Source organism: Enterococcus sp. AZ141 (assembly GCF_051714385.1).
In the GTDB taxonomy this organism is placed as follows: Bacteria; Bacillota; Bacilli; order Lactobacillales; family Enterococcaceae; genus Enterococcus_D; species Enterococcus_D entomosocium.
On sequence record NZ_JBIORT010000001.1, the window covers coordinates 1,611,720 to 1,635,749 of the forward strand.

At 43.1% G+C, this 24,030-nt stretch carries 23 protein-coding genes and 1 other annotated feature; of the genes, 17 read left to right on the forward strand and 6 right to left on the reverse strand.

Annotated features, from left to right (window positions below; all coding sequences use genetic code 11):
- Positions 1–23: 23 nt before the first annotated feature.
- Positions 24–1,643 (forward strand): ABC transporter ATP-binding protein, encoded by a 1,620-nt coding sequence (locus tag IGI89_RS07565; RefSeq protein ID WP_438735497.1) that lies wholly within the window; start codon positions 24–26, stop codon positions 1,641–1,643.
- 24 nt (positions 1,644–1,667) lie between these two features.
- On the opposite strand, the gene IGI89_RS07570 is transcribed toward IGI89_RS07565, so the two are convergent.
- The 4 genes from IGI89_RS07570 to IGI89_RS07585 all read right to left on the reverse strand — a co-directional run bounded on the left by IGI89_RS07570 (position 1,668) and on the right by IGI89_RS07585 (position 4,635).
- Entirely contained in the window at positions 1,668–2,243 is a 576-nt protein-coding gene (locus IGI89_RS07570; RefSeq protein WP_074536806.1) for a helix-turn-helix transcriptional regulator, read from the reverse strand.
- A 445-nt stretch (positions 2,244–2,688) separates the two neighbouring features.
- On the reverse strand, positions 2,689–3,693 hold the full coding sequence (gene srlE / locus IGI89_RS07575; RefSeq protein ID WP_074536805.1) for a PTS glucitol/sorbitol transporter subunit IIB: 1,005 nt from the start codon (positions 3,691–3,693) through the stop codon (positions 2,689–2,691).
- A 27-nt stretch (positions 3,694–3,720) separates the two neighbouring features.
- On the reverse strand, positions 3,721–4,242 hold the full coding sequence (srlA, locus tag IGI89_RS07580) for a PTS glucitol/sorbitol transporter subunit IIC (protein WP_438735498.1): 522 nt from the start codon (positions 4,240–4,242) through the stop codon (positions 3,721–3,723).
- On the reverse strand, positions 4,243–4,635 hold the full coding sequence (locus IGI89_RS07585; protein ID WP_194188211.1) for a transcriptional regulator GutM: 393 nt from the start codon (positions 4,633–4,635) through the stop codon (positions 4,243–4,245). It lies immediately after the preceding gene.
- Between the two features lie 263 nt (positions 4,636–4,898).
- Here IGI89_RS07585 and IGI89_RS07590 point away from each other — a divergent pair, with 263 nt between their 5' ends.
- The 13 genes from IGI89_RS07590 (at position 4,899) to IGI89_RS07650 (ending at position 18,138) form a co-directional block, all read left to right on the forward strand.
- Complete coding sequence (locus IGI89_RS07590; RefSeq protein ID WP_074536802.1) at positions 4,899–6,143, forward strand: NAD(P)H-dependent oxidoreductase; 1,245 nt, start codon at positions 4,899–4,901, stop codon at positions 6,141–6,143.
- Positions 6,144–6,222: 79 nt separating this feature from the next.
- The gene (locus tag IGI89_RS07595; RefSeq protein WP_074536801.1) at positions 6,223–7,170 is read left to right on the forward strand and encodes a sugar-binding transcriptional regulator; all 948 of its coding nucleotides are present in this window, start codon (positions 6,223–6,225) and stop codon (positions 7,168–7,170) included.
- 56 nt (positions 7,171–7,226) lie between these two features.
- On the forward strand, positions 7,227–8,228 hold the full coding sequence (locus IGI89_RS07600) for a thiamine pyrophosphate-dependent dehydrogenase E1 component subunit alpha (protein ID WP_438735499.1): 1,002 nt from the start codon (positions 7,227–7,229) through the stop codon (positions 8,226–8,228).
- A 9-nt stretch (positions 8,229–8,237) separates the two neighbouring features.
- The gene (locus IGI89_RS07605) at positions 8,238–9,221 is read left to right on the forward strand and encodes an alpha-ketoacid dehydrogenase subunit beta (RefSeq protein ID WP_015510372.1); all 984 of its coding nucleotides are present in this window, start codon (positions 8,238–8,240) and stop codon (positions 9,219–9,221) included.
- Positions 9,222–9,231: 10 nt separating this feature from the next.
- The gene (locus tag IGI89_RS07610; protein ID WP_438735500.1) at positions 9,232–10,449 is read left to right on the forward strand and encodes a dihydrolipoamide acetyltransferase family protein; all 1,218 of its coding nucleotides are present in this window, start codon (positions 9,232–9,234) and stop codon (positions 10,447–10,449) included.
- Between the two features lie 15 nt (positions 10,450–10,464).
- Entirely contained in the window at positions 10,465–11,853 is a 1,389-nt protein-coding gene (gene lpdA / locus IGI89_RS07615) for a dihydrolipoyl dehydrogenase (protein ID WP_194188207.1), read from the forward strand.
- A gap of 36 nt (positions 11,854–11,889) precedes the next feature.
- The gene (locus IGI89_RS07620; RefSeq protein ID WP_005228129.1) at positions 11,890–12,246 is read left to right on the forward strand and encodes a PTS glucitol/sorbitol transporter subunit IIA; all 357 of its coding nucleotides are present in this window, start codon (positions 11,890–11,892) and stop codon (positions 12,244–12,246) included.
- A 218-nt stretch (positions 12,247–12,464) separates the two neighbouring features.
- Positions 12,465–13,064, forward strand: coding sequence for an MptD family putative ECF transporter S component (locus IGI89_RS07625; RefSeq protein WP_081119308.1), 600 nt, complete (start codon positions 12,465–12,467; stop codon positions 13,062–13,064).
- Complete coding sequence (locus tag IGI89_RS07630) at positions 13,061–13,762, forward strand: CbiQ family ECF transporter T component (protein ID WP_167827402.1); 702 nt, start codon at positions 13,061–13,063, stop codon at positions 13,760–13,762. The genes IGI89_RS07625 and IGI89_RS07630 overlap by 4 nt, the downstream gene beginning before the upstream one ends.
- The gene (locus IGI89_RS07635) at positions 13,759–15,195 is read left to right on the forward strand and encodes an ABC transporter ATP-binding protein (RefSeq protein WP_438735501.1); all 1,437 of its coding nucleotides are present in this window, start codon (positions 13,759–13,761) and stop codon (positions 15,193–15,195) included. The genes IGI89_RS07630 and IGI89_RS07635 overlap by 4 nt, the downstream gene beginning before the upstream one ends.
- A gap of 141 nt (positions 15,196–15,336) precedes the next feature.
- Positions 15,337–16,044 (forward strand): response regulator transcription factor, encoded by a 708-nt coding sequence (locus IGI89_RS07640; RefSeq protein WP_034878320.1) that lies wholly within the window; start codon positions 15,337–15,339, stop codon positions 16,042–16,044.
- Positions 16,034–17,392: a sensor histidine kinase gene (locus tag IGI89_RS07645; RefSeq protein ID WP_438735502.1), complete on the forward strand. Its 1,359-nt coding sequence runs from the start codon at positions 16,034–16,036 to the stop codon at positions 17,390–17,392. Before IGI89_RS07640 ends, IGI89_RS07645 begins: the two co-directional genes overlap by 11 nt.
- Before the next feature lie 107 nt (positions 17,393–17,499).
- A complete protein-coding gene (locus IGI89_RS07650) occupies positions 17,500–18,138 on the forward strand; it encodes a PepSY domain-containing protein (RefSeq protein ID WP_438735503.1) in 639 nt (212 codons plus the stop codon).
- Positions 18,139–18,206: 68 nt separating this feature from the next.
- Here the strand turns inward: IGI89_RS07650 and IGI89_RS07655 are convergent, their stop codons facing one another.
- Entirely contained in the window at positions 18,207–18,377 is a 171-nt protein-coding gene (locus IGI89_RS07655; protein WP_008379536.1) for a hypothetical protein, read from the reverse strand.
- Positions 18,378–18,467: 90 nt separating this feature from the next.
- Positions 18,468–18,902, reverse strand: coding sequence for an acyl-CoA thioesterase (locus tag IGI89_RS07660; protein ID WP_008379539.1), 435 nt, complete (start codon positions 18,900–18,902; stop codon positions 18,468–18,470).
- Between the two features lie 189 nt (positions 18,903–19,091).
- Positions 19,092–19,296 (forward strand) — a binding site (T-box leader).
- A 574-nt stretch (positions 19,297–19,870) separates the two neighbouring features.
- On the opposite strand from IGI89_RS07660, the gene hisS reads away from it, so the two are divergent.
- The 3 genes from hisS (at position 19,871) to IGI89_RS07675 (ending at position 23,988) form a co-directional block, all read left to right on the forward strand.
- Complete coding sequence (gene hisS / locus IGI89_RS07665) at positions 19,871–21,169, forward strand: histidine--tRNA ligase (protein ID WP_034872142.1); 1,299 nt, start codon at positions 19,871–19,873, stop codon at positions 21,167–21,169.
- Positions 21,170–21,180: 11 nt separating this feature from the next.
- A complete protein-coding gene (gene aspS, locus IGI89_RS07670) occupies positions 21,181–22,956 on the forward strand; it encodes an aspartate--tRNA ligase (protein ID WP_074536792.1) in 1,776 nt (591 codons plus the stop codon).
- A gap of 156 nt (positions 22,957–23,112) precedes the next feature.
- On the forward strand, positions 23,113–23,988 hold the full coding sequence (locus IGI89_RS07675) for a YitT family protein (protein WP_005233887.1): 876 nt from the start codon (positions 23,113–23,115) through the stop codon (positions 23,986–23,988).
- Positions 23,989–24,030: the final 42 nt, after the last annotated feature.

The window sequence follows — 24,030 nt, forward strand, 5'->3', positions numbered from 1 at the left end:
CACTGCAGCAAAAGGAGCTTACGATGGCGATTGATTTATGGCGGCATTTTAAAAAAGGATTGACGGTATATATTGGGATTGGAATTGCGGTCTCATTTTTGAGTGCCGCGAATGTCTTTTATTTTCAAAAATTACTCGATTCATTTGGCAAGACATTTGATTGGTCAGTTATTTTTATCTATGGGTTAACGCTTGTACTGGTACCGCTTTTGTCCTATCTCGAGCAGAAACCCAAAACGAAATTGCACAACAGCATGTATTTCTATCTCAAAGAACAAGCTTTAGTGAAAATCAGTAAGATTGCCTATTCTGAATACTTGCAGATTGGCTCTGGAGCACTCTTACAGAAAACTGAAGCGGGAGCAGCGGCGGGTAGAAATATCCATTTGAATTTTTATGGACGCTTGTTTAAAGAATTGCTTCCCGAAACACTGTTTAACTTAGCTTTTATTGCTATGATCGATAAAAGGTTGATTCCAGCGATCCTTGTGGGCTATCTAATGGTGTTTATCGTGACCAATTTGCTTTTGAAAGTTTTACGCTCTCTCAAAGAACATGCGCTAGTTTCAGAAGAAGCCATGAACAGCACCTTTATCCGCGGATTAACGGAAATGGTCACGTTTCGGATCAATAAACGGTTTGAAAAAGAGATCGCACAATATAAAAATATGTCTGCTGATACAACAGAACGTTTGACGAAAATGACGATGATCCATGAGTTTTTCTTTGGTTTTTTTGCAGTTTTAGTCGCATTGATCAAAGTCGCAATTGTGGTATTGGCATTTACAAATCAGATTACGGTCAGCTTGGGTGGTTTAGCAGCATTGATTATTTATGTGGATCGAATCTACACGCCTGTTGCAATATTTAACGTGATTTTTGTTCAATACAGCTTAGATAAAGTTGCCTTTGCACGGTTAAATGAATTTTTCTATCTGCCAGAGGACAAAGCATTAACACAAGGAGATGCATTGTCTGAAACCATCAACTACATCACAGTTAAGGATCTATCCGTCATACTTCAAGAAAAGAAAATCTTAACCGATAGCACACTGGAGCTGAAGCGGGGAGCGATTTATGGGTTAGTAGGAGAAAGCGGCGCAGGAAAATCAACGCTGGTCAAAACGATTTTAGGCTTGTATCAGCCGACGACCGGTGCGGTCCTGATTAATCACAAAAATTTAGTTGCTTACAACTTAAATGATTACTATCAGCATGTCTTTTATCTATCGCAAGATGCGCCAATATTCCAAGGAACGCTGAAAGAAAATATCATTTTTGATAAGGAAATCGCAGACGAGGAAATCATAGCGGTATTAGAAAAATGTCAATTAGGCGCATTCTATCAGGCACTCAAGGGAGGACTGTCTACTGAAATTGGAGAAAAAGGAGCCAACCTTTCTGGTGGGGAAAAACAGCGGATCGCTTTTGCCCGATTGTTTTTCACAAACGCAGAAGTCATTGTCCTTGATGAAGCCACATCGGCTTTAGATGAAGCAACAGAAGAAAAGCTTTTTGCAGCGATCAAAGACCAATTAAAAAATAAACTAGTCATCATGATTACCCATCGTCCGAAAAACTTGGTTTATGCGGATGAGATCATTGAATTGAAAAAAACACAGGTTGAAGCGGCTTCATCATAAAAGCAGCTTCAACCTGTGTTTTGATCAGCGCATCAGTAAATGCGGCAGTGTACTAAGCCATGCGATGATGCCGACAATCAAGGCAAAGACCAAGACGATGACTGTTTTTGAGAGGAAATCTTTTTTGATGTCCCGCTTTTTCCTAATGGCATCGAGGTCTTGATTTTCCATGAAGGCAACGATCTCTTTATACGTTTTGATATTTTGGGTTTTCTTGATTTTTTCGATCTTCAATGCGGCATACATGGAGACGAGCCAAAAACATAGAGGCGGGGCAATCCACCAGTGTCCTGGTAAAAAGAGAGCAGGCCCAACAGATAATGCGGCCAACAATGTAAAGACCAACATTATTTTCGTGTAGCGATCCATTGCTGTTTTCTCAATCGTTTCTTTCATTTGTTCAACATCCCCTTTGACTAATTCATCTAAAGAAACATCAAATAGAACACTGAGCAATAATAAGTTGTGAACATCAGGATAACTTTTTTCATTCTCCCAATTTGAGATCGTTTGTCGGGAGACATAAAGTTTTTCTGCCAGCCCTTCCTGAGAGAGACTTAATCGTTCCCGATGTTTTTTTATTTGTTTGCTTAAGTTCATTTTATCCGCTCCTTCTACCATTAGTGTAGGCCAATGTCTGCTTTTTAACGATCAAATGTCTTTGACAATGCCTTGAAATCAAGTGTCAAAATGTTTTTACAGTTGGGTTTGGACTTTTTATAACAATATTATTTTTAAACTTAAGATAATAAGCAAAGGTATTTTTTTCTTCACTTTGTTTTTTATTTGTATCGATCTTTCTCTAGTAAAAAAAGAGAATTTGAACTATCTAGTATCATCTTATATACTCGATCTTTCTCTATTATTCATCAAATGAAGGGGGAAAGAAAGGAAAAGAGAATATTTATTTTCCTATCTTCTGTACTACGATTTTTAACATAAAGGAAGAAAAATGCTTTTTAACAGGAAAAGACCAATCTAGTAACCACGCTAGATTGGTCTTTTTGTAAGTTTAGCAAGATACTCGAATAAATAGGCGACTTCCTCAATATAACCCAAAACTAGCTAACCAAGCCAGAATCACTGCTAAGGGACCAGTGAGTAAGCGAGAGAACAAAACGGCAGGGACACCGACTTCTACGGTGTAAGGCTCAGCTTCGGCTAATGTGAGACCGACAGGGGTAAAATCTGCACCGGCTTGAGAATTGATTGCAAAAAGAGCGGGTAGTGCCATGGCGGGAGCGATCGTGCCTTTGCCAATCTCTACTCCTAACAATACGCCGACGACTTGAGCAATGACGGCACCTGGGCCTAGAACGGGTGAAAGAACTGGAATTGAACAAATAAGAGATAAGATCACGAGACCAACGATACTACCAGATAAGGGAGTGACACCGCTAGCAATGATGTCGCCAATGCCTGTATAATTGATGATCCCTACTAACATACTGACAAATGCCATGAAGGGAAGAATATTTTTGATTACGATTTCGATCGTATCACGACCCGCTTGGTAAAAGATTCCCACAATGTTGCCGACGGAACGACCAAGGCGATTGATGAAACCTAGAAGCCCTCCTTGTGATTCAGCGACTTTTGCTTTAGCAGCAGTGACCTGTTCTTTTTTAGTAGGTGTTGGTTCTTCCACTTTTTCGCTTGTTACCGAAGATTCTGTCATTGCTTCATCAGAGCTGTAAACGTCATCTATGGTGACGCCTGAGACAAAATTCTTTTCATTGATAAATTTCATTAACGGACCTGAAGGAGTAGTAGGATGGAGATTGACGGTCAAGACATTTAATTTGGGATAGACACCGCAACGGGCAGTCCCTCCACAATCAACAACCGCACAGATCATTTGACTTGGTTCCACTTTTTCTTTAAATCCGTCGATTGCTTCCACACCCAATTGTTCAGCAATTTTTTTCGCCACTGGATGGATACCTCCGCCTGTGATGGAAGCAACGACGTTTTTTTCAGTCGTGGGTTCTAGCGTTAGTGGACCACCCCAACCCTTCGTTCCATGTTTGACAATAACCGTTTTTGACATTGTTTTTCCTCCTCTTTCCAATGAACATCATTCAGTGGTTTCTTTCCACATCAGTTTCGTTAATAATTCTGTGACAACGCCTCGAATGGTGATAACAACAAGACCGACTAGAAAATAGCGGACAGCTAACGGCATGGTGGATAAGCCTAAAGTAGTTAAACCAGAAGAAATACCAGTCCAAACAAATAATTCACCGGCATTTGCATGGGGAAATAAGCCAGTGATGGGATGGACCAAAGAAACAGCTGAATCGTAGAAAGCCGGTTTTTGCTTTTCTTTCAAAAAACGCCCAAAGGAGTAACACATTGGGTTCGTAAGGAAAAAAACAGCGAGAAGCGGAAAAATACTATAGCGTAAAATGATATTTCGGGTACAGATTTGAGCGAACTTGGAAACGCGTTCCTCCCCAATCAATGCAATCAGTGCATTGACGAATGTGAGTAAAACAATCAAAGTTGGTAAGATACCAGTGATCAAACCCACTAAGTTTTCCCCACCAGCATCAAAAATACCAATAAAATTTTCAGCAATCATTACTAGGAAATCCATTTACACTACCTCCAGTCGATTTTTTTCAGATTGAATCAATTGAATTGCTTGTTCAAAAGCAGCTTTCCTTCTTTTATTAGCAAGTAATGGCATTGTTTCCGTTGTTTTCTTTCCGATAAATTCTTGATGTTCTTTAAACCGGGCAAAGATCGTGATGCCAGCCATTTCTTTATAAGTCACGATACAATCCTGTTCATCTGTAACGACTAGCAGGACGATGCCGCGACCTAGGTTAAATTTTGCCTTTGAGATTCCTACACCCAAAAAACCAGTATTTCGTTTTTTTAATTCGTTTATTTCCTTCCCATAGTTTTTGTGCTGCAAGTAGGACAAGAAAATCTGAATGAACCAACAACCGGCTAACAATAAAACAAGTTCCTTGTATTCCTCCATCAAGTAATCCCTCATTTCTCAATTTGTTTGGAAGCGCTTTATAAGAAAAGCTTAAATTGTGAATTTGTGAAAGTCAATATGAAATTCACATATTCTTCATGTTGGAACATATGTTAAGTTTGTGAAGAAAAGGGAACGTTAGGTAAAGATGCATCGTTCGCAGCTGAATTTTATTGGAAGCGTTGACAAGGGAATCTTGGCCTACTAGTATAAGGGTGTATCATATGTTACGTGAAATATATTTTGTTAAAGGAGAGCTGAGAATGACTATTTATCAACAATTATTGGAGAGAGAAGATCACGGAATGCCAATCAAAATTGGCGTAATCGGTGCAGGTCAAATGGGCTTTGGAATGATTGCACAGATCGCGACGATCCCGGGAATGGCTGTAACAGGGATCAGTGATATTCGGTTAAATTTTGCACAAAGTGCGGCGGAAGCTTACCGTGCTTCCTCCACAAGCCAACATGAAATTCTAACAGTTACTGATTTCAAAGAGGTGATCTACTCAGAAGACGTTGAAGTGATCGTCGATGCGACTGGGGTACCTGAAGTAGGTGCAAAAATTGCGATGGAGACGCTTTTAGCTAAAAAACACCTTGTTCTACTAAATGTTGAAATTGATATTACGATCGGTCCTTTGATGCATCGGCTTTATCGGACTGCCGGTTTAGTGTATACCGGATCAGATGGAGACGAGCCGGCAGCGACAACCGAACTTTTTGAATTTGCCAAGTCTATGGGGATGGAAGTTTTAGTAGCAGGGAAAGGGAAAAATAACAAACTTAACATTGCCGCTAATCCAGATACTTGCCAGGAAGAAGCAAAGACGAAAAAAATGGCTTCTCATATGCTTGCTGCTTTTAAAGACGGTACGAAGACGATGGCTGAAATGAATTTACTGTCAAATGCGATTGGCTTTGTCCCGGATAAAGTAGGGATGCACGGCGTTGCTGGTGATCAAGAGTCCGTTTTGAAGGATTTGAACCTGCAAGAAAAGGGTGGCATACTGAATAAATTTGGGGTTGTAGAATATGTCGATGGCTTGGCTCCAGGTGTTTTTGTAATCGTCAAAGGTCAAAATGAAGGAGTCAAACATGAACTGAATTATTTGATGCAAAAAGAAGGAGATCATCATCTCTTGTATAGACCCTTCCACTTAGCAAGCTTAGAAACACCAATCACCATTGCAAAAGCTGTCTTGCAAAAAGATCATGCGATCGTTCCATTAGGGGCACCAATTTCTGAAACAGTAGCTGTTGCGAAAAAGACAATTAAACCAGGAGAGCGTTTAGATGGGATCGGCGGATATTGTGTGCGTGGAGTTTTAGAAACCCATGCCGACATGACAACAGAAGGACATATCCCGATTGGTTTGATTTCAGGAGAAGTAGTAGCAAAACGCACCATCGAAGCAGGCACATTTTTGACAGAAGACGATGTGGAGTTAGACCAATCAACAACCGTCTGGAAGCTTAGAAAATTACAAGATAGCACATTTGCGTAATTCTTTTTTGAAAATCGCCGTTTTAAAACGTGTTAAAATCAATAGTAATAAAGTATTTATACTATTGGAGGAAAAATAAATGGGCTACTCGGATGATAAACGATTACTTGTAGAATTGGCATCAATGTATTACAACGAAGGAGCAAAACAAGAAGAAATCGCCAAAAAGTTTAGTATCAGCCGCTCACTGGTCTCTAAGTATTTAGCGAAAGCACGTAGTTTAGGATTAGTAGAAATCATCATCCATGATGAATTGCTGCACCCATTTCAACAACTTGAACAAAACATTCAGCGACAATATGGACTAAAAGAGGTCATTTGTGTTCCATCAACCGGAGAAGAATCTTTAAACAAACGATTAGGCATTGCGGCAGCAAAATACCTGACGCGCATCACTAAAGCAGATGCGACGATTGCGATTTCTGCTGGAACTACGATCCATGAAGCAGCCGTCAATTTTTCTGCAAAAAACCATTTACCAAATGTGCGCTTTATCCCCTTAGTAGGTGGACTAGGCAGAGAACACGCAACTTTACAAGCCAATGTTCTTTGTGAACTTTTCGCAAGTAAGTGTGGTGCAGTTGCAGTGGAATTACATGCGCCAATCACGGTGGATTCAGCAGAGGCTCGAGAGGTCTTCTTGAATCAATCCTTTATAAAAAATGTGTTTAAAAAAGCAAGAAATGCTGATATTTCTTTGGTGGGAATCGGTGGGACGCCCGTCTATTCGACCATGACAAAAGCTTATCTTGCGAAAGAAGAGGGCATGAAGCTTGAGTTTACCAATGGGACGATCGTCGGCGATATTTGTTATAACTTTATCGACGAAGTGGGCGCATTAGTGGATTGTGAATGGAACAAACGAGTATTGTCGCTGGAGGTGTCGGATCTAAAAAGGATTCCTTTAAAGATTGCTGCAGCGGGTGGAAAGGATAAAGTGAAGGGCATTAAAGCAGCCTTAACTGGTGACTGGGTTGATGTGCTGATTACGGATGAAGACACCGCAAAGGCTCTGTTGAATGGATAGAGTGAATCCTCGTGCTGCTTAGATGAACTTTTAGGCAAAACAAAAGGAGAAAACAAATGGAAAAAACGAAGTATTTTTCGATTGAGAATAGTGCAAATCTCTCAAATGAAACGTTTAAAGAGATTTTTTACAAAATGTGGGAAATTCGCTTTTTTGATGAAAAAGTAGATGAACTGTTTGCTCGAGGCTTGATCCATGGAACGACCCATTTGGCTGTAGGGCAAGAAGCGACTGCTGCAGGAAGCAGTGCCGTCTTAAAAAAGACCGATTGGATCACCTCGACCCATCGTGGGCACGGGCATACACTTGCCAAAGGAACCAATGTCAATGAAATGATGGCGGAATTGTTTGGGAGAACCACAGGGACGAATAAAGGCAAAGGCGGCTCAATGCATATCGCTGATTTGGATACTGGAAATTTGGGCGCAAACGGTATTGTTGGCGGTGGGTTTCCGATTGCTGTCGGCGCAGCTCTGACCTCGAAAATGAAAAAGACGAAACAAGTCGCTTTGTCATACGGGGGCGATGGGTCTACCAACGAAGGAAGTTTTCACGAAGCAGTCAATTTGGCTTCGATCTGGGATCTACCGGTAGTCTTTTTTATTGAAAATAATAAATATGGTATGAGCGGTTCCGTTGAAAAAATGACGAACATCCAACAGTTATCAGAGCGAGCAAAGGCCTACGGAATTGAAGGGATCACAATTGATGGAAACAATCTGATAGAAGTGATAGAGTCCACCTATCAAGCAGTTGAAAAAGCTCGGCGCGGCGAAGGACCGACATTGATCGAAGCTATGACCTATCGTTGGAAGGGACATTCGAAATCAGACGCGAAAAAATACCGGACGAAGCAAGAAGAAGAGCAGTGGCGCAAAGAAAAAGATCCCATCCAACAAGCCAAAACAACCTTGATCGCAGCGGGGATTTTTACTGAAGAAGAGGCAGAGGAAATTCGAAAAAAAGCCAAGCAAGCCATCAATGATGCAGTGACATTTGGTGAAAACAGTCCCGTCGTTGCCGTGGAAACGATGTTTGAAGATGTATATGCAGAGTAGGAGGACATCATGAGAGAAATTACTTATGCGGAAGCCGTGAGAGAAGCTCTTTCGGAAGCAATGCGAGAAGACGAAGCTGTGTTCATGTTAGGGGAAGATATCGGTGTTTATGGAGGCGCTTTCGGCGTTAGCCGAGGGATGGTGGAAGAATTTGGTGAGGAGCGGATTCGATCCACCCCAATTTCTGAATCAGCAATTGCAGGTGCGGCAGTTGGCTCAGCTATGACGGGCATGAGACCGATTTTTGAAATTCAATTTTCTGATTTCATTACGATCGCCCTCGATCAAATTGTAAACCAAGCAGCAAAAATTCGTTATATGTATGGTGGAAAAGCACGAATTCCTCTTGTAATGAGAACCCCCGGTGGTTCAGGAACTGGGGCAGCAGCGCAGCATTCCCAAAGTTTAGAAAACTGGACGGCTCATATCCCTGGCTTAAAGGTGATCCAGCCAGCAACAGCTTATGACGCAAAAGGCTTACTGCATGCGGCGATTGAGGATGATAATCCAGTAATGTTCTATGAACACAAACTATGTTATCGCACCTCGTCGGATGTGCCGCAGGAAAAATATACGATCCCTATTGGGGTTGCGGATATTAAAAAAGTAGGAACAGATATTACCGTCGTTGCTACAGGAATTATGGTGCATAAAGCATTAGCTGCAGCAGATATTTTACACGAGAAAAATATCAGTATTGAAATTGTCGACCCTCGAACATTGGTGCCTTTAGATAAACAAACCATCATCGATTCAGTGATGAAGACTGGGCGTGCGGTGGTCGTGACCGAAGCAGTAAAACGCAGTGGTTTCAGTGCTGAATTAGCAAGTGTGATCTCAGAAAGCGAATCTTTTGACTTTTTAGATGCGCCAATCGTTCGCTTAGCAGGTGCAGAGATTCCGATGCCGTATCATCCTGACTTAGAGAAAAAAGCAGTACCACAAGTTGAGGATATTGTTGAAGCATGTTGCAAACTGATGGCGGATAAATAGGAGGGAAAGTATGGCACATGAGGTTTTGATGCCTAAATTAAGCTCAACGATGACTGAGGGAACCATTACGACTTGGCTAAAAAATGAAGGCGACACCATTGCGATCGGTGATCCAATCTTTGAAGTAATGACAGATAAAATCGCCATTGAAGTAGAAGCCTATGAAGAGGGGATTCTCTTAAAGAAATACTTAGCTGATGGGGAGAGTGCGCCCGTTAATTCAATTATTGCTTATATAGGAGCAGCAAATGAAACGGTCCCACCTCAGATGCCTTCAAGTGAAGCAACGCAACCAGACCAAGCTAAGCAGAACCAAACAAATACAGAAACTGAAAAGACAGCACCTCGTACCAATGATCAAATGATGCGTACCATACGGGCAACTCCTTCGGCTAGACGTTTGGCAAGAGAGCGTGGGATCGATTTGACTACGGTTCAAGGAAGTGGACCGAAAGGCAGGATCCAAGCTTTGGATATTAAGGCCATCAATAAACAACCAACTGTCGAACCACAGGTTGAGGAAGTGGTATCTGAGAGTGCGCTCATTCCATGGAGTCCGTTACGAAAAGCAATTGCAGAAAAAATGGTAGCGAGCAAAACGACCATCCCCCATGTTACCATGACAGCGGAAGTCAACTTGACGAAAGTTATTGACCTACGAAATCAGCTGTTACCGATGATCGAACAAAGAACAGGTGAACGTCTTTCTTATCTGGAAATTTTTGCCAAAGCAACCATGATTGCCTTGAAGGATTTTCCGCTATTCAACGCCCACGCCACGGATGAGGGGATCAAACGATTTTCAGCGATTCATCTTGGAGTTGCCGTTGCTCTTTCAGAGGGATTAGTCGTTCCGGTCATTTCGACAGCTGATCAGCTCGGTCTAGCTGATTTGACCACGGCAATCAAAGAGAAAACGAGAAAAGCTCGTGAAGGAACATTGACGAATCCCGAAATGTCTGGTGGTACGTTTACGATCAGCTCATTAGGAAAAACAAAGGTCAAGCAGTTTACGCCGATTATCAACAAACCAGAAGTAGCGATCTTGGGCATTGGTGGGATTTATGAAAAAGCTATCTTCAATCAGACTGCTGTCGAAGTGAAAAATCAATCCTTTGTTGAACTGAATCTTTCATTTGATCATCGTGTCGTAGATGGGGCACCAGCAGCGGCATTTTTAACAAAAATCGTGACATTACTAGAAGATCCACTAGGCTTCTTATTGTAGAAAGTGGGGGAATTTATGGAATATAACACAGATACCTTGGTCATCGGATCAGGTCCTGGCGGGTATGTGGCAGCGATTCGGGCGGCGCAATTAGGTCAACAAGTCACGATCGTAGAAAGCAATGCTATCGGTGGGGTCTGTTTAAATGTGGGATGCATTCCTTCTAAGGCGCTGATCCATGCCGGACACGTCTATCAAGAATCAAAACATAGCCATTATCTTGGAATAACCAATCAGCAGACAACGTTAGATTTTCAGACACTCCAGAAATGGAAGGAAGAAACCGTTGTCCAAAAGCTCACTTCGGGCATTCGTGGACTGCTACTCAAAAATAAAGTTCAAATCGTTAAAGGTTATGCCCGGTTTCTTTCACCAAATCAAATAGAAATCAAAGGTAAGGGAGAAAAAAACATTCAGTTCAAGCAGGCGATCATCGCCACAGGAAGTCGTCCAATCGAGATTCCCGGCTTTGCATTCGGCGGCAGAATTTTGGACTCTACCGGGGCATTGTCTTTAAAAGAAGTGCCCAAAAAGTTGGTGATTATTGGTGGCGGTGTGATTGGCACTGAACTTGGAAGTGCCTATGCAGATTTAGGCGCAGATGTCACGATACTGGAAGGATCGGAGCAACTGCTTCCTTCTTACGAAAAAGACTTAGTGGCGGTGGTCGAAGCGTCCTTTGCTAAAAAAGGGATCAAAATAGTAACAGGTGTAATGGCAAAATCAGTAAAAAGCCATGATACAGGTGTGGAAGTAACGGTTCGTGCCGATCAAAATGAAACAATACTAACAGCTGATTACGTACTGGTCACAGTGGGACGCAAACCAAATACAGAAGATCTTGGTTTAGCTCAGGCGAAGATCGAGACAGGAACGAACGGATGGATACGTGTCAATCAAAAATACCAAACGTCACAAGCCCACATTTATGCCATCGGTGATGTTATTGAAGGACCAGCACTTGCTCATAAAGCGAGTTATGATGCGAAGATAGCTGCAGAAGTCATCAGCGGGAAAAACGTAGCAAAAGATTACCGAGCCATTCCTGCAATTTGTTTTACAGATCCAGAAATCGCTACTGTAGGCAAAACTTTAGCAGAAGCGAAGACTCAAGGACTGGCAGCTGATACTGCGAGCTTTCCATTTCAAGCAAATGGTCGTGCTTTGTCACTGAACACCTACGAAGGCTTTGTTCGCTTAGTCTTTGATAAAGACTCAGAAGTAGTCATTGGTGGACAAATCGTGGGACCTGGAGCTAGTGATTTGATCGCTGAAATCACGTTGGCAATTGAAGCAGGACTTACGTTAGAGGATATTGCGCTGACGATCCATGGACATCCAACACTTTCGGAAGCTATAATGGATACAACAGAATTGGCATTAGGTCTACCCATTCATCTATAACGAATAAGTGAAAAAAAGCATGAAGGAGGCATTCGATTGTATAAAAGTACGGTGAAAGAAATTGGTGAGTTGGTTGAAGCTTTTGAAGAGGAGATGTTGTTGATATTGTTTGGTCCAGCAGCAACGGAAGAGTTGAAATCAATCTGTGTGCTTCATGAAACAATTGAACAACAAGAAAATGTTCTTCAACCTGGAGTGAAGCTTCAATTAGGTGAGGCGACTTATACAATAAAGAAGGTTGGCAGTGCAGCCAACCAAAACTTTAATGAGCTAGGACATATCTCTATCTATTTTCGTGATGGAGAAAATGAAATTTTACCAGGAGCAATTCTAGTAGAACCGGGAGCTTACCCTAAGTTGACGGTGGGGGACATCATTAGAATAGGCAATTGATAAAAAATATTTACCAGAATCGTCTGCAAGTAAAGTCGCTTTTATCAGGGCATTACCTGCAGGCGATTTTTTGATGAACAATATTTGTTTACCAGTAAGCATATCTCCCCATAAAAACGTCTGCTTTGTGCTATACTGAGGCTTTGTAAAAATAAGTTTGTACAAGCAAGCAGCAACGGTTTTTTCATTGATTGCTTGCAAGAAGGAGCGTATACGCAGTGAAAAAACTAAAGGTTCAAGATTTAATTGCAGTGGGGATCTATACAGCGATCTATTTTCTTTTAATGAGCGTCTGTCTATTGATTTTGCGTTTTGTGATCCCAGGTTTTCATAATTTATTTATTCCAGCAGTCACCGCTTTGTTTTCTGGCATTATCTATCTGATTTTATTGAATAAAGTACCGAAATTTGGCGCAATCACCATTATGGGTACCGTGGTAGGGCTCTTTTTTTTGATTTCAGGACATTTTCCATTGGCCTTTTTGCCCAATATGATATGTGCCTTAGCAGCTGATTTGATTCAATACAAAACAAAGCTCAAAGAGAACGTTCGCGTACTGGCGAGTTATATCGTCTTTAGTTTTGGCTTGATGGGCCCGATCTTGCCCCTGTGGTTTATGAAAAATGCCTACATCGATTCATTAGTGGCTCGCGGAAAAGATGAAACCTACATTGCCGGCGTGTTTGCTCATACCTCCAATGTGATGTTGGGGCTTTGTGCATTGGCCGTTTTGATTGGTGCGGTGGCTGGTTTAGGCATTGGTAGCCGCTTGATGGAAAAACATTTTCAACCAACAATCCAATCGCATAAAGGGTGAGGAATGTGTCGAAAACAAGGTTTGATCCCCGCAGCAAATTAGCGGTGATTCTCTTTGCTAGTTTTACTATGATGGTGACCATCAGCTGGATCGATGAGTTTGCCTTTGTCACTTTCTTACTGCTACTATTTATAGTCAGCGGCTTTTGGAAAAAAGGCTTGCTGCTCTATGGCGTGTTTGTTTTGCTGACACTGGCAGATAGTTTTTTGTTTCGCCAAGGCAACCACGCATTGATCGTGTTGCTGGATTTCTTTTCCGTCGGTTATCGCCGCTTATTGCCAACGATCATGGCGGCGGCTTTTGCCATTAGCGGGACGAAAAACAGTGAGTGGATGGCTGCGCTGCAAAAAATGCACGTGCCCAACGTATTGTTAGTTCCTTTGGCAGTCTTATTTCGTTTTTTTCCCACATTGGTACAAGATTTCAAAAGTATTCGCCAAGCGATGCGCTTTCGCGGCATCTCGCTGTCGGCAGGATCGATCTTGCTTCATCCGCTGCAAAGTGCGGAGTATTTTTTGATCCCATTACTGATGTCGGCTGAAAAGACCGCAACCGAACTGTCGGCTACGGCGCTGGTTCGCGGGCTAGCATCAGAAACTCCCCATACCACCGTCCACGAACTGAAGCTGCGCTGGTGGGATGGCTTGGTCTTTTTAGCATTAGGCGGCTTTATCGTGAAAAGGATGTGGCTTGGATGATCACATTAGAACAAGTGTCAGTGAAACGAGAAAATCGAACCGTATTATCTGAGCTTTCTTTGACAGTCGCAGCTGGGGAAGTCATCGTTTTGTGCGGCGCTAGCGGCAGCGGCAAATCGACCCTGCTCAATGTTTTGAATGGCTTGATCCCTGAGCTGTATCCCGCCGAAGTGCAAGGGAAGATCCGTGTCGGAGAAACAGACTTGCCAGTTGCCGATTTCTCCCATTATGCCCAGACGATTGGCGTCGTCTTTCAAAACCCCAAGACGCAATTTTTCACCACGGATGTCTATTCGGAGTTGGCTTTTTCGATGGAAAATGCGGGCGTCGCACCAGAAAACATTCGGCAGCGAATCACCGAAGTAGCCCAGCAGTTTTCCCTGACCCCGTTGCTTGATGCTAGTGTCTTTGACCTATCTGGTGGGGAGAAGCAGCTGATTGCCCTCGCTGCAGCCACGATGTTGCCCCATGAGGTGTTCCTATTGGATGAGCCTTCCAGTAATTTGGATCAAGAAGCGATCCAAAAGTTGACTCAAGGATTGGCTTCTTTAAAACAACAAGGGAAAACCATTGTGATCGCCGAACATCGCTTGGCGTATTTGGCGCCACTGGCAGATCGCTTCTGCTTATTAGAAGCAGGACGATTGCGGGCGGCTTATCCAGCAGCTCAGCTTTTGTCACTATCAGAGGAGGCAATTCACGAGTTGGGATTGCGAAAAGTAGGCGAGGCGGCATTGGAAACTCAGCACTGCCGAGAATCTTTGCCAGAAAATTCTGGATTAAGGGCAACGCATTTGCAGATCAAGCAATCGAAACGCTCAGCAAACAGCAGAAATTGGGCGCTCAACTTGCCTGAACTACAATTGCCGACGAAGCAAGCTGTGGGGATCGTTGGACCAAATGGTGCGGGCAAAAGTACGTTGGTGCAAGTCCTGTCAGGATTGAAAAAATGCCCAGAAGCAGTATTTGCCATCAATGGACAAAAGCGGACCCAAAAGCAGCTGCTGCAGGAAAGCTTTCTTGTAATGCAGGATGTTAACTTGCAGCTGTTTTTTGAAACGGTGGAAAAAGAGCTGCTGATTAAAGCCCAAAACCCAGCTCGTTTTGAAGAAATTGTCTCATTGTTGCACTTAACACCACTCCTTGCCCGACATCCGCAAAGCTTGTCGGGTGGGGAAAAACAACGAGTTGCCATCGGCAGTGCCCTGCTTTCTGGTAAACGCTTGTTGTTTTTCGATGAACCAACGAGTGGGTTAGATTTGCAGCAAATGGAAGGAGTCGCAAAACTGTTGCGAACAGTCGCTAAGGAAGTTGATCTGTTAGCGGTGATCAGTCATGATCGCGAGTTTTTGGCTGAAACATGTCCTTACGTGCTTCAACTCCAACAAGGGGAACTCGTTGGCACGTATCAGCTAGCAAAAAATATGGAATAAATGAAAGACGGAGTGGACCTTGGTTCATGCCGTCTTTTTTTGGTCGAACATGAAAAAATCTTCATGTTTTTTTCTTTCAATCAGTTAGGAAGTTTTGAAAAAATCCGTTATGATAGAAGCAAAACCAGAGGAGGAGCGCATATGACTTTGAAGATCTTGCTAGTAGAAGACGAAGAAAGTTTAGCCAGTTTTATCCAGTCCGAATTGACTTTTGAGGGATATGGCACGGTCTGGGCCAAAGATGGGCAAGAGGCATTGACCTTGTTCAATCAGCAAGCAAATGCTTTTGATCTGATTTTATTGGATTGGATGCTGCCAATCTATGATGGCATCACAGTGGCGCGGCGGATACGCAAAGAAAGCGACATCCCGATTTTGATGATGACCGCCAGAAATCAAACCGCCGATGTGGTGACGGGGCTTGATGTTGGGTTAGATGATTATTTAACGAAACCTTTTGAAATCGAAGAACTGTTTGCCAGAATTCGCGTGATCGAGCGGCGGCTGCAAAGAGAAGCCAAACAACAAAAGAACCAGCAAAACCAATTAGTGGCGGGGGAGCTGATGATGGACATCGCCAAGCACTTGGTTCAGGTTGCCGGTGAAACCATTGAGTTGACGCCCAAAGAGTTTGGGATTTTATATGAATTGATGAAAGAGCCGGAAGTCGTCAAAACCAGAGATGACCTATTGAATGAGATTTGGGGTTATGAATACGACGGTCAAACGAATGTTGTAGATGTCTATATCCGTACACTGCGGAACAAGCTGGATGTTTGCGGCAAAGGCAAAATGATCGCAACCGTTCGAGGATTAGGCTATGTCTTGAGGACCGACCATGAAGAATAAGTCAGTCAACCAACGTAGAAAAACAGCCCAGTTTCAATTGACGAGCCGCTTTTCCTTGATACTCTTTGGTCTGCTGATTCTCTTCAATCTGCTGTTTATTTTATTATCCGTAGGTTATTTGTTTGAACATATCGAAAATCGTGCCAGCAACATTCTTGAAGCCATCGAAAAAGGCGAGGCATCAGGGGATACCTGGGACACTCTCGTCAATGCCTATGTTTCGGCAGATGAAGAAGACGCCCTGCAAGTGATCTTAGCCGATGGCAGTGTCGTTTCATCAGAAGATGCGGAAGAGATTTTTGCCGATATCAATCAAGGACGAGTGATGCCATTTCTCGAAGACATCGTTTTTACAGAGGATGGCATCTATTACACGAAAACCCAAGAAGTCGATGGGGATCAGGTGACGATCGCTATCAATGGGGAGGATAGTGTGGAATTAGCCTATGGTCTCTTTATGATCAGCAGTTTCTTGAATCTGATCGCTGTTGTGATTGGCAGCCTGCTGATTTATTGGAGTGTCGGGAAATGGAGTCAGAAACTTACCGGCATGGCGCAAGAAATTGCTGCCATTGAACAAAGCCGACAAGGAGAATTGTCAGTGTCTGAAGAACCCATCGAGATTCGTTCGGTGGCATTGGCTTTCAATAAATTATTGAAAGAACAGCGAGAGACGATTGAGCGGGAAAAACGGTTCGTTGCCGATGCTTCCCATGAGCTGCGAACACCTTTGGCTGCGATTCGCGGACATGTCCAATTGATCCAGCGGCGTGGAACCAAACATCCCGAAGTCATTCCTTCCTCAATGGCGTTTATCGACAAAGAGTCGAAGCGTTTGGAAACATTGAGCAATCAATTGCTGGACCTAGAAAAAAATCAATCCCAAGATGAAATGACCCTCGTTGATGTTTCTCAGATCGTCCGAGAAGAGTGTGAAAAACAAGCGACGATCGTTCCGCAATCGATTGAATATTTTGTGGAGAACCAGTGTATGAAGCGAGGACATAAACGTGACTTCCAGCAAATCATCCAAAACCTGTTAGAAAATGCCGCGAAGTATTCGCCTGTTGATCAGCCGATTCATGTGACCTCGACACAAGAGCAAAGGCAGTTGTCTTTAACCGTCGTCGATTTTGGCATTGGGATTCCCGATGATAAGAAAGCCTTGATTTTTGAACGGTTCTATCGGGTAGAAGATTCTCGTTCTAGCCAGATTGCCGGTTCAGGCATTGGGCTTTCACTGGTAAAACAGCTGGCAGACAAATATCATGCCAAAATCACCGTGACAGACAATCAACCGCAAGGCAGTATCTTTAAGCTGGCCTTTCCAAATGAAAGAGAAAGATGAAGATTTTTTTAGATTTTCTTCAAGCAATTTTGATTCTTTTTCTTTGGGAACTTGTTATTCTAAATATATAGAAAAAAGGAATACACAAACAATTGGAGGAATGAAACATGAAAAAAACAACTATTTTATTCGGAATTGCCGCATTAGGGTTATTGGCAGGATGTACACAAAACAACACGGGAAATTCAGAACCTGCGCAAAACAGCAGCTCAAGCACAGCAGTTGCCTCATCAAGTGAAACAACCTCATCACAAGCAGCGGACAGCTCTTCAAGCAGTGCAGCGATCGCCAATGGGGGCTTGCCTACCGTGACCGTAGAAGAAGCGATCCAAGTATTCCAAGACAAATACCCAGATGCAGCGATCACTTCGATTGATTTGGATACTTCTTTTGGCAATTACTTCTACCAAGTAGAAGGCGTGGATGACACGAATGAGTTTGAATTAAATATCGATGCAGAAACCAAAGAAACTTCTGAAGAAAGAACGGAAAAATTGGATGCCGATGAACAAAACGGTGTCAAAAAAGATGCCGATCAATTGGACCTAACCAACTTGCTTTCATTGGAAGAAATTTCTGATATCGCCGTGAAAGAAGCTGGCGGTGGTCAAGCAACAGATTGGTCCTTAGACAAAGAAATGAATGTAACCTATTGGGAAGTCAAAGTAGAAGATGGCAACAAACAAACAGATGTGAAAATCAATGCCCAAACAGGTGAAGTACTTGAAACAGAATTGGATGACTAATCCTTTTACGCAGTAAAAAAGATAAGCCGCTATCGTCTATGCGCAAAAGACGATAACGGCTTATTTCTTTACGTATGCTGTTTGACTTCAGTTAACGGTTTGACGCGACCACCAATTTTATCTGCAAATGCTTCGGACTGCTTCCGATCTTCAAAGACCCATAACTTGTCTGGAATTTTTTCACGAGTGCGACGACCATCTTTGCCAATGTAACCATGCAAAACTTTAATCACGTACATCGCCATCATCCTTCCCTGAAATTACTTTTGATTATACGAAAGCCGTTTCAAAAAGCAAGGATTTTGACTTAAATCAGTGATCAGAATTGATTATTCCCCTGACAGGGCAGCATAATCAGCAAATCGTTGATGGATTTCAGGAAAACTACGCTTCAACTGCACGATGCGATTGGTCTCTTTTGCTAAAAAACAATGCTTTGAAGTCCCCGTCGTAGCCAACTGACCATCACTAGTTTTGTAGATCTCATAGCGAAAATCCAAACGCGTGCCAGTATATTTGTCGACCAAAACATCGATTCGCACCTCATCTTCGTAACGAATCATCGTTTTGTATTGCGCACTGACTTCCAGCACGGGAACGATCAAGCCCGCTTCTTCGATGGTATGATACGGTAAATCCAAAAACGCGAGTAATTCCACGCGGGCCTCTTCAAACCAGCGGATATAATTGGCGTGATGGATGATCGCCATTTGATCGGTCTCATAGTAGTGTGGTTGACGGATATAGCCTGAATATAAAGACATAAAAACAGCTCCTTTCATAGAAACAAAACCTTCGTTATTCAGCATAACGCAAAAAGGAAGAAAAGCAAACAGAAGGAGAGCTTCTTTCTGTTGACCACTTGAGAAAATGCTACTAGAGAGCAGCGGAGTGAAAAAGACAGTGAAACACCTTGACTTTTTCATAGCTTTCTTGTAGTTTATAGATAATATCAAAAATCAGTGAAGGATCGAGTACTTTATTCTATTCCTTAAAAGAGAAAACTGCCCCGGCTGAAAGCAGTTTAGGACGTGTAAAGGAAAGACAATCTGGAGATGAACAGAAGAAAAGCTGTTCCGTGACCGAGCGTTAATCGAGAGGAGAAGAACATTTCTCGAATTTAGGTGGTACCGCGTGTAATCAAAACTCGCCCTTGTATAAAAAAACAAGGGCGAGTTTTTTGCTGTGAATCACTATGATTGGCTTGCGGAGCAAGACAGAATAGATGATGAACAGTACTAGGCGACCACAGGGAGCGTAGTAACCATACTAGGAATCACTGGGGTTGGCTTGCGGAGCAAGACAGAATAGATGATGAACAGTACTAGGCGACCCTAGGGAGCGTAATAACCGTACTAGGAATCACTGGGATTGTCTTTTGGAGCAAGACAGAATAGATGATGAACAATACTAGGCGACCTAGGGAGCGTAGTAACCATACTAGGAATCACTGGGGTTGGCTTGCGGAGCAAGACAGAATAGATGATGAACAGTACTAGGCGACCCTAGGGAGCGTAATAACCGTACTAGGAATCACTGGGATTGTCTTTTGGAGCAAGACAGAATAGATGATGACCAGCAGCAACCAACCACTAAAAGCGCAATAACCCAAAAGCCAAACACGAGAACAACCCACCCATATCAACGAGCAACAAGCAATAGGTGAATAAGCAAACAAGTAATGAAAGCAAAGAACATGGGCAACCATGAAACAAATAGGAGGATGCATACGATGAGTTACCAACGTCCAAAAGGAACCAACGATATTTTGCCAGGAGAATCCGAAAAATGGCAATTTGTGGAAGAAACAGCACGTTTAGTGTTTCGCGATTACCAATTCAACGAGATTCGGACACCGATTTTTGAGCACTTTGAAGTGATTGCCCGCAGTGTCGGTGACACAACGGATATCGTTTCAAAAGAAATGTATGATTTTTACGATAAAGGAGAGCGGCATGTGACGTTGCGTCCAGAAGGCACCGCACCGATCGCTCGTTCTTATGTCGAAAACAAACTATTCGGACCAGAACATACGAAGCCTTATAAAGTGTTTTACATGGGACCAATGTTCCGTTATGAACGTCCGCAAAAAGGCCGTTTGCGTCAATTCCACCAAATCGGTGTCGAAGTTTTCGGTTCAGCAAATCCAGCGACCGATGTTGAGACAATGGCGATGGCAATGGATTTTTATCGTCAATTAGGACTGAGTCAATTGCGCTTGGTCATCAATTCATTAGGTGACAAAGAGACACGCCAAAACTATCGTCAAGCGTTGATCGATTATCTAGCGCCCCATGAAGCGGAGCTTAGTGAGGATTCAAAACGCCGCTTGCATGAGAATCCTTTGCGGGTCCTTGACAGCAAAGACAAGCGAGACCAAAAATTTGTGGCAGATGCGCCATCAATTTTAGACTACTTAACGCCAGATGCCAAGGCACATTTTGAAACCGTAACGAGTATGCTGGATGCGTTGGAGATCCCTTATGAGGTCGATTCGAATATGGTGCGTGGTCTGGATTATTATACCCACACGATTTTTGAGATCATGAGTGATGCACCAAAAATGGGGGCGCAAGCCACCATCTGTGCCGGCGGTCGTTACAATCATTTAGTGGAAGAGCTAGGTGGACCAGAAACACCTGGTTTTGGTTTTGCTTTGGGGATCGAACGTTTATTGATCACTATGGAAGCCGAAGAAGTTGTGATTCCTGCTTTGAATGAGTTAGATGCGTATGTGGTTGGTCTGGGACAAGAAACCAATTTAGAAGCGCTGAAAGTCGTGCAAGCGATTCGTAATTTCGGCTTTTCTGCCGATCGTGATTTCATGGATCGTAAAGCCAAAGCCCAGTTTAAATCTGCTGATAAGCAAGGGGCACGGTTGGTTCTGACTCTAGGCGAAACAGAATTAGCAGAACAAGTGATCAATATCAAATCCATGGCAAGCCGTGAAGAAAAACAATTTCCGTTAGCGGATCTTTATGCCCGCTTCGATGAGATCTACGATGAAATGACAACCAAAATGTTTGAGTGAGGAGAAAAAGAATGACAAAACGTACAGTATATTGCGGGTTAGTAAATGAGACCCATTTAAACCAGACAGTGACACTAAAAGGCTGGGTGCAAAAGCGCCGTGACTTAGGTGGCGTGATTTTTATTGACTTGCGCGACCGGGAAGGGATCGTGCAAATCGTCTTCAATCCTGAGGTTTCGAAAGAAGCCTGGGAAATCGCGGACAAATGCCGCAGCGAATATGTATTAGAAGTAACAGGTCAAGTAATCAATCGTGCACCAGAAGCCATCAATCCGAAAATGGTGACAGGTGCCTATGAAGTGATGATCAGCGAAATCACGATTTTAAACACTGCAAAAACACCAGCCTTTTTGATTGAAGATGATCAAACCGTTGGCGACGAGATTCGCATGAAATACCGTTATTTAGACTTGCGTCGTCCAAAAATGACGAACAACATCGTGATGCGGGCGAAAACGACGCAAGCGATCCGCAATTTCTTAGACACGAACGACTTCTTAGATATCGAAACACCTTATCTAGGAAAATCAACACCAGAGGGCGCGCGGGATTATTTGGTTCCTTCACGGATCTATCCAGGTCATTTCTATGCGTTACCACAATCACCACAAATTTTTAAACAGTTATTGATGGGCGCCGGCTTCGATCGCTACTATCAAATCGTACGTTGCTTCCGTGACGAAGATTTGCGGGGCGACCGTCAACCAGAATTTACCCAAGTCGATATCGAAACCTCTTTCTTGACGGCAGAAGAAATCCAAACCTATACGGAAGAGCTATTGGCAAAAGTGATGCGAGAAGTCAAAGGCATCGAAGTTACCTTGCCATTCCCACGGATGACCTATGATGAGGCAATGGGACGCTACGGCAGTGACAAACCAGATACACGGTTTGACATGGAGCTTATCGACTTATCAGAAGTTGTGAAAGACGTTGATTTTAAAGTCTTCCAAATGGCTCTTGAAAAAGGCGGCGTTGTGAAAGTCTTGAACGCCAAAGGGGCTGCAGACAAATACTCAAGAAAAGACATGGACAATCTAGGCCATTACGCTGGCCAATTTGGTGCCAAAGGATTGGCATGGGTCAAAGTTGAAGAAGATGGATTGAAAGGACCGATCGCTAAATTCTTGACGGAAGCAACCGACGCGATTATTGCAGCAGCCAATGCGGAAGTTGGCGATATTCTGATGTTTGGTGCCGATTCCTTTGAGATCGTTTCAGCGACGTTAGGTGCGATCCGTAATAAATTAGGAAAAGAATTAGGCTTGATCGACGAGAGCAAATTCAACTTCCTATGGGTTACTGACTGGCCGCAATTTGAATACGATGAAGAAGCAGGTCGCTATGTTTCTGCTCACCATCCGTTCACATTGCCAAAAGAAAGCGATCTGCCGTTGTTAACGACAGACCCTTCAAAAGTCTATGCGCAAGCCTACGATATCGTGCTAAACGGTTACGAGCTAGGTGGCGGATCATTGCGTATCCATACACGGGAAGTGCAAGAGCAAATGTTTGAAGCGCTGGGCTTCTCACGTCGCGAGATGCAAAATCAATTTGGCTTCTTATTGGATGCTTTGGATTATGGTTTCCCACCACATGGTGGCATCGCCCTTGGGTTAGACCGGTTAGTGATGCTCTTGGCTGGTGAAGAAAACATTCGCGAAGTCATTGCCTTCCCTAAAAATGGGAAAGCGGCTGATCCAATGTCACAAGCGCCAAGTACCGTTTCGCCAATGCAATTGTTTGACTTGAGCATTGATGTAACAACGGTTGAAGAAAACGAATAAGCGTTAAACCCATGATGAAATGAGTGATGAAATAGAAATTGGTGAATGAATGAAAAAAGTTCATGAGAATTCACCCATTTCTTTCATTGCTCGTTTCTTTTTTTATGTGCTGAAGTATAATAAAGGCAAATCAAAAAAGTGAGGCTATGAAATGCAATGACTCCTCTGTTTAAATGGCTCCCTCATCCGGAATATGCCAACAAACTTTCATTCTCAATCGTGTACGCACTGCTGGCATCGATTGCGGTCAATTTTTTCTATCAGCCGGGCAATATTTATTCCAGCGGCATTACCGGTGTCGCTCAGATCATTACTACGATCTCAAGAGAATGGATCGGGTTTTATATCCCCTTATCTCTTGCGCTATTATTGTTGAATGTGCCATTATTTTTTCTTGGCTGGTTTAAGATCGGCCACAAATTTACGATCTTTACTGGAATCACTGTTTTATTGACATCCTTATTCGTGCAAATTTTGCCAGAAGAAACCGTCACGACGGACCCGATGATCTGTGCGATTTTCGGTGGTGCCATCAATGGAGTGGGGATCGGCTATGCCTTGAAGAATGGTCTTTCTTCCGGAGGGCTGGATTTTGTCAGCATTGCCATCCGCAAACGGACAGGGAAGACGATCGGCTCGATATCGATTTTCTTTAACATTGTTATTTTGTTCGCCGCCGGAATCTTGTTTGGCTGGCAATATGCGTTGTATAGTGCAATCGCGATTTTTGTCAGTGGAAAAGTGACGGATGCGGTCTTTACGAAGCAAAAGAAAATGCAGGTGACGATCATCACTCGCAACCCAGAAGAAGTCATTCAAACGATCCAAAAACATATGCGGCGAGGCATTACCATCATCAATGAAGCCGAAGGAGCCTACAAGCATGACAAACAAACGGTTTTGCTGACGGTAGTCACACGCTTTGAACTGCCGATGCTGCGCAGTGCTATGAAAGAAGCCGATCCAAAAGCCTTTGTTAGTATTGCGGAAAATGTCCAGATTTTGGGTCGGTTTTATGAAGAAGAACTGTAAAAAAGGAGTTGAAAAAAGTATTTCTTTATAGAAGTACTTTTT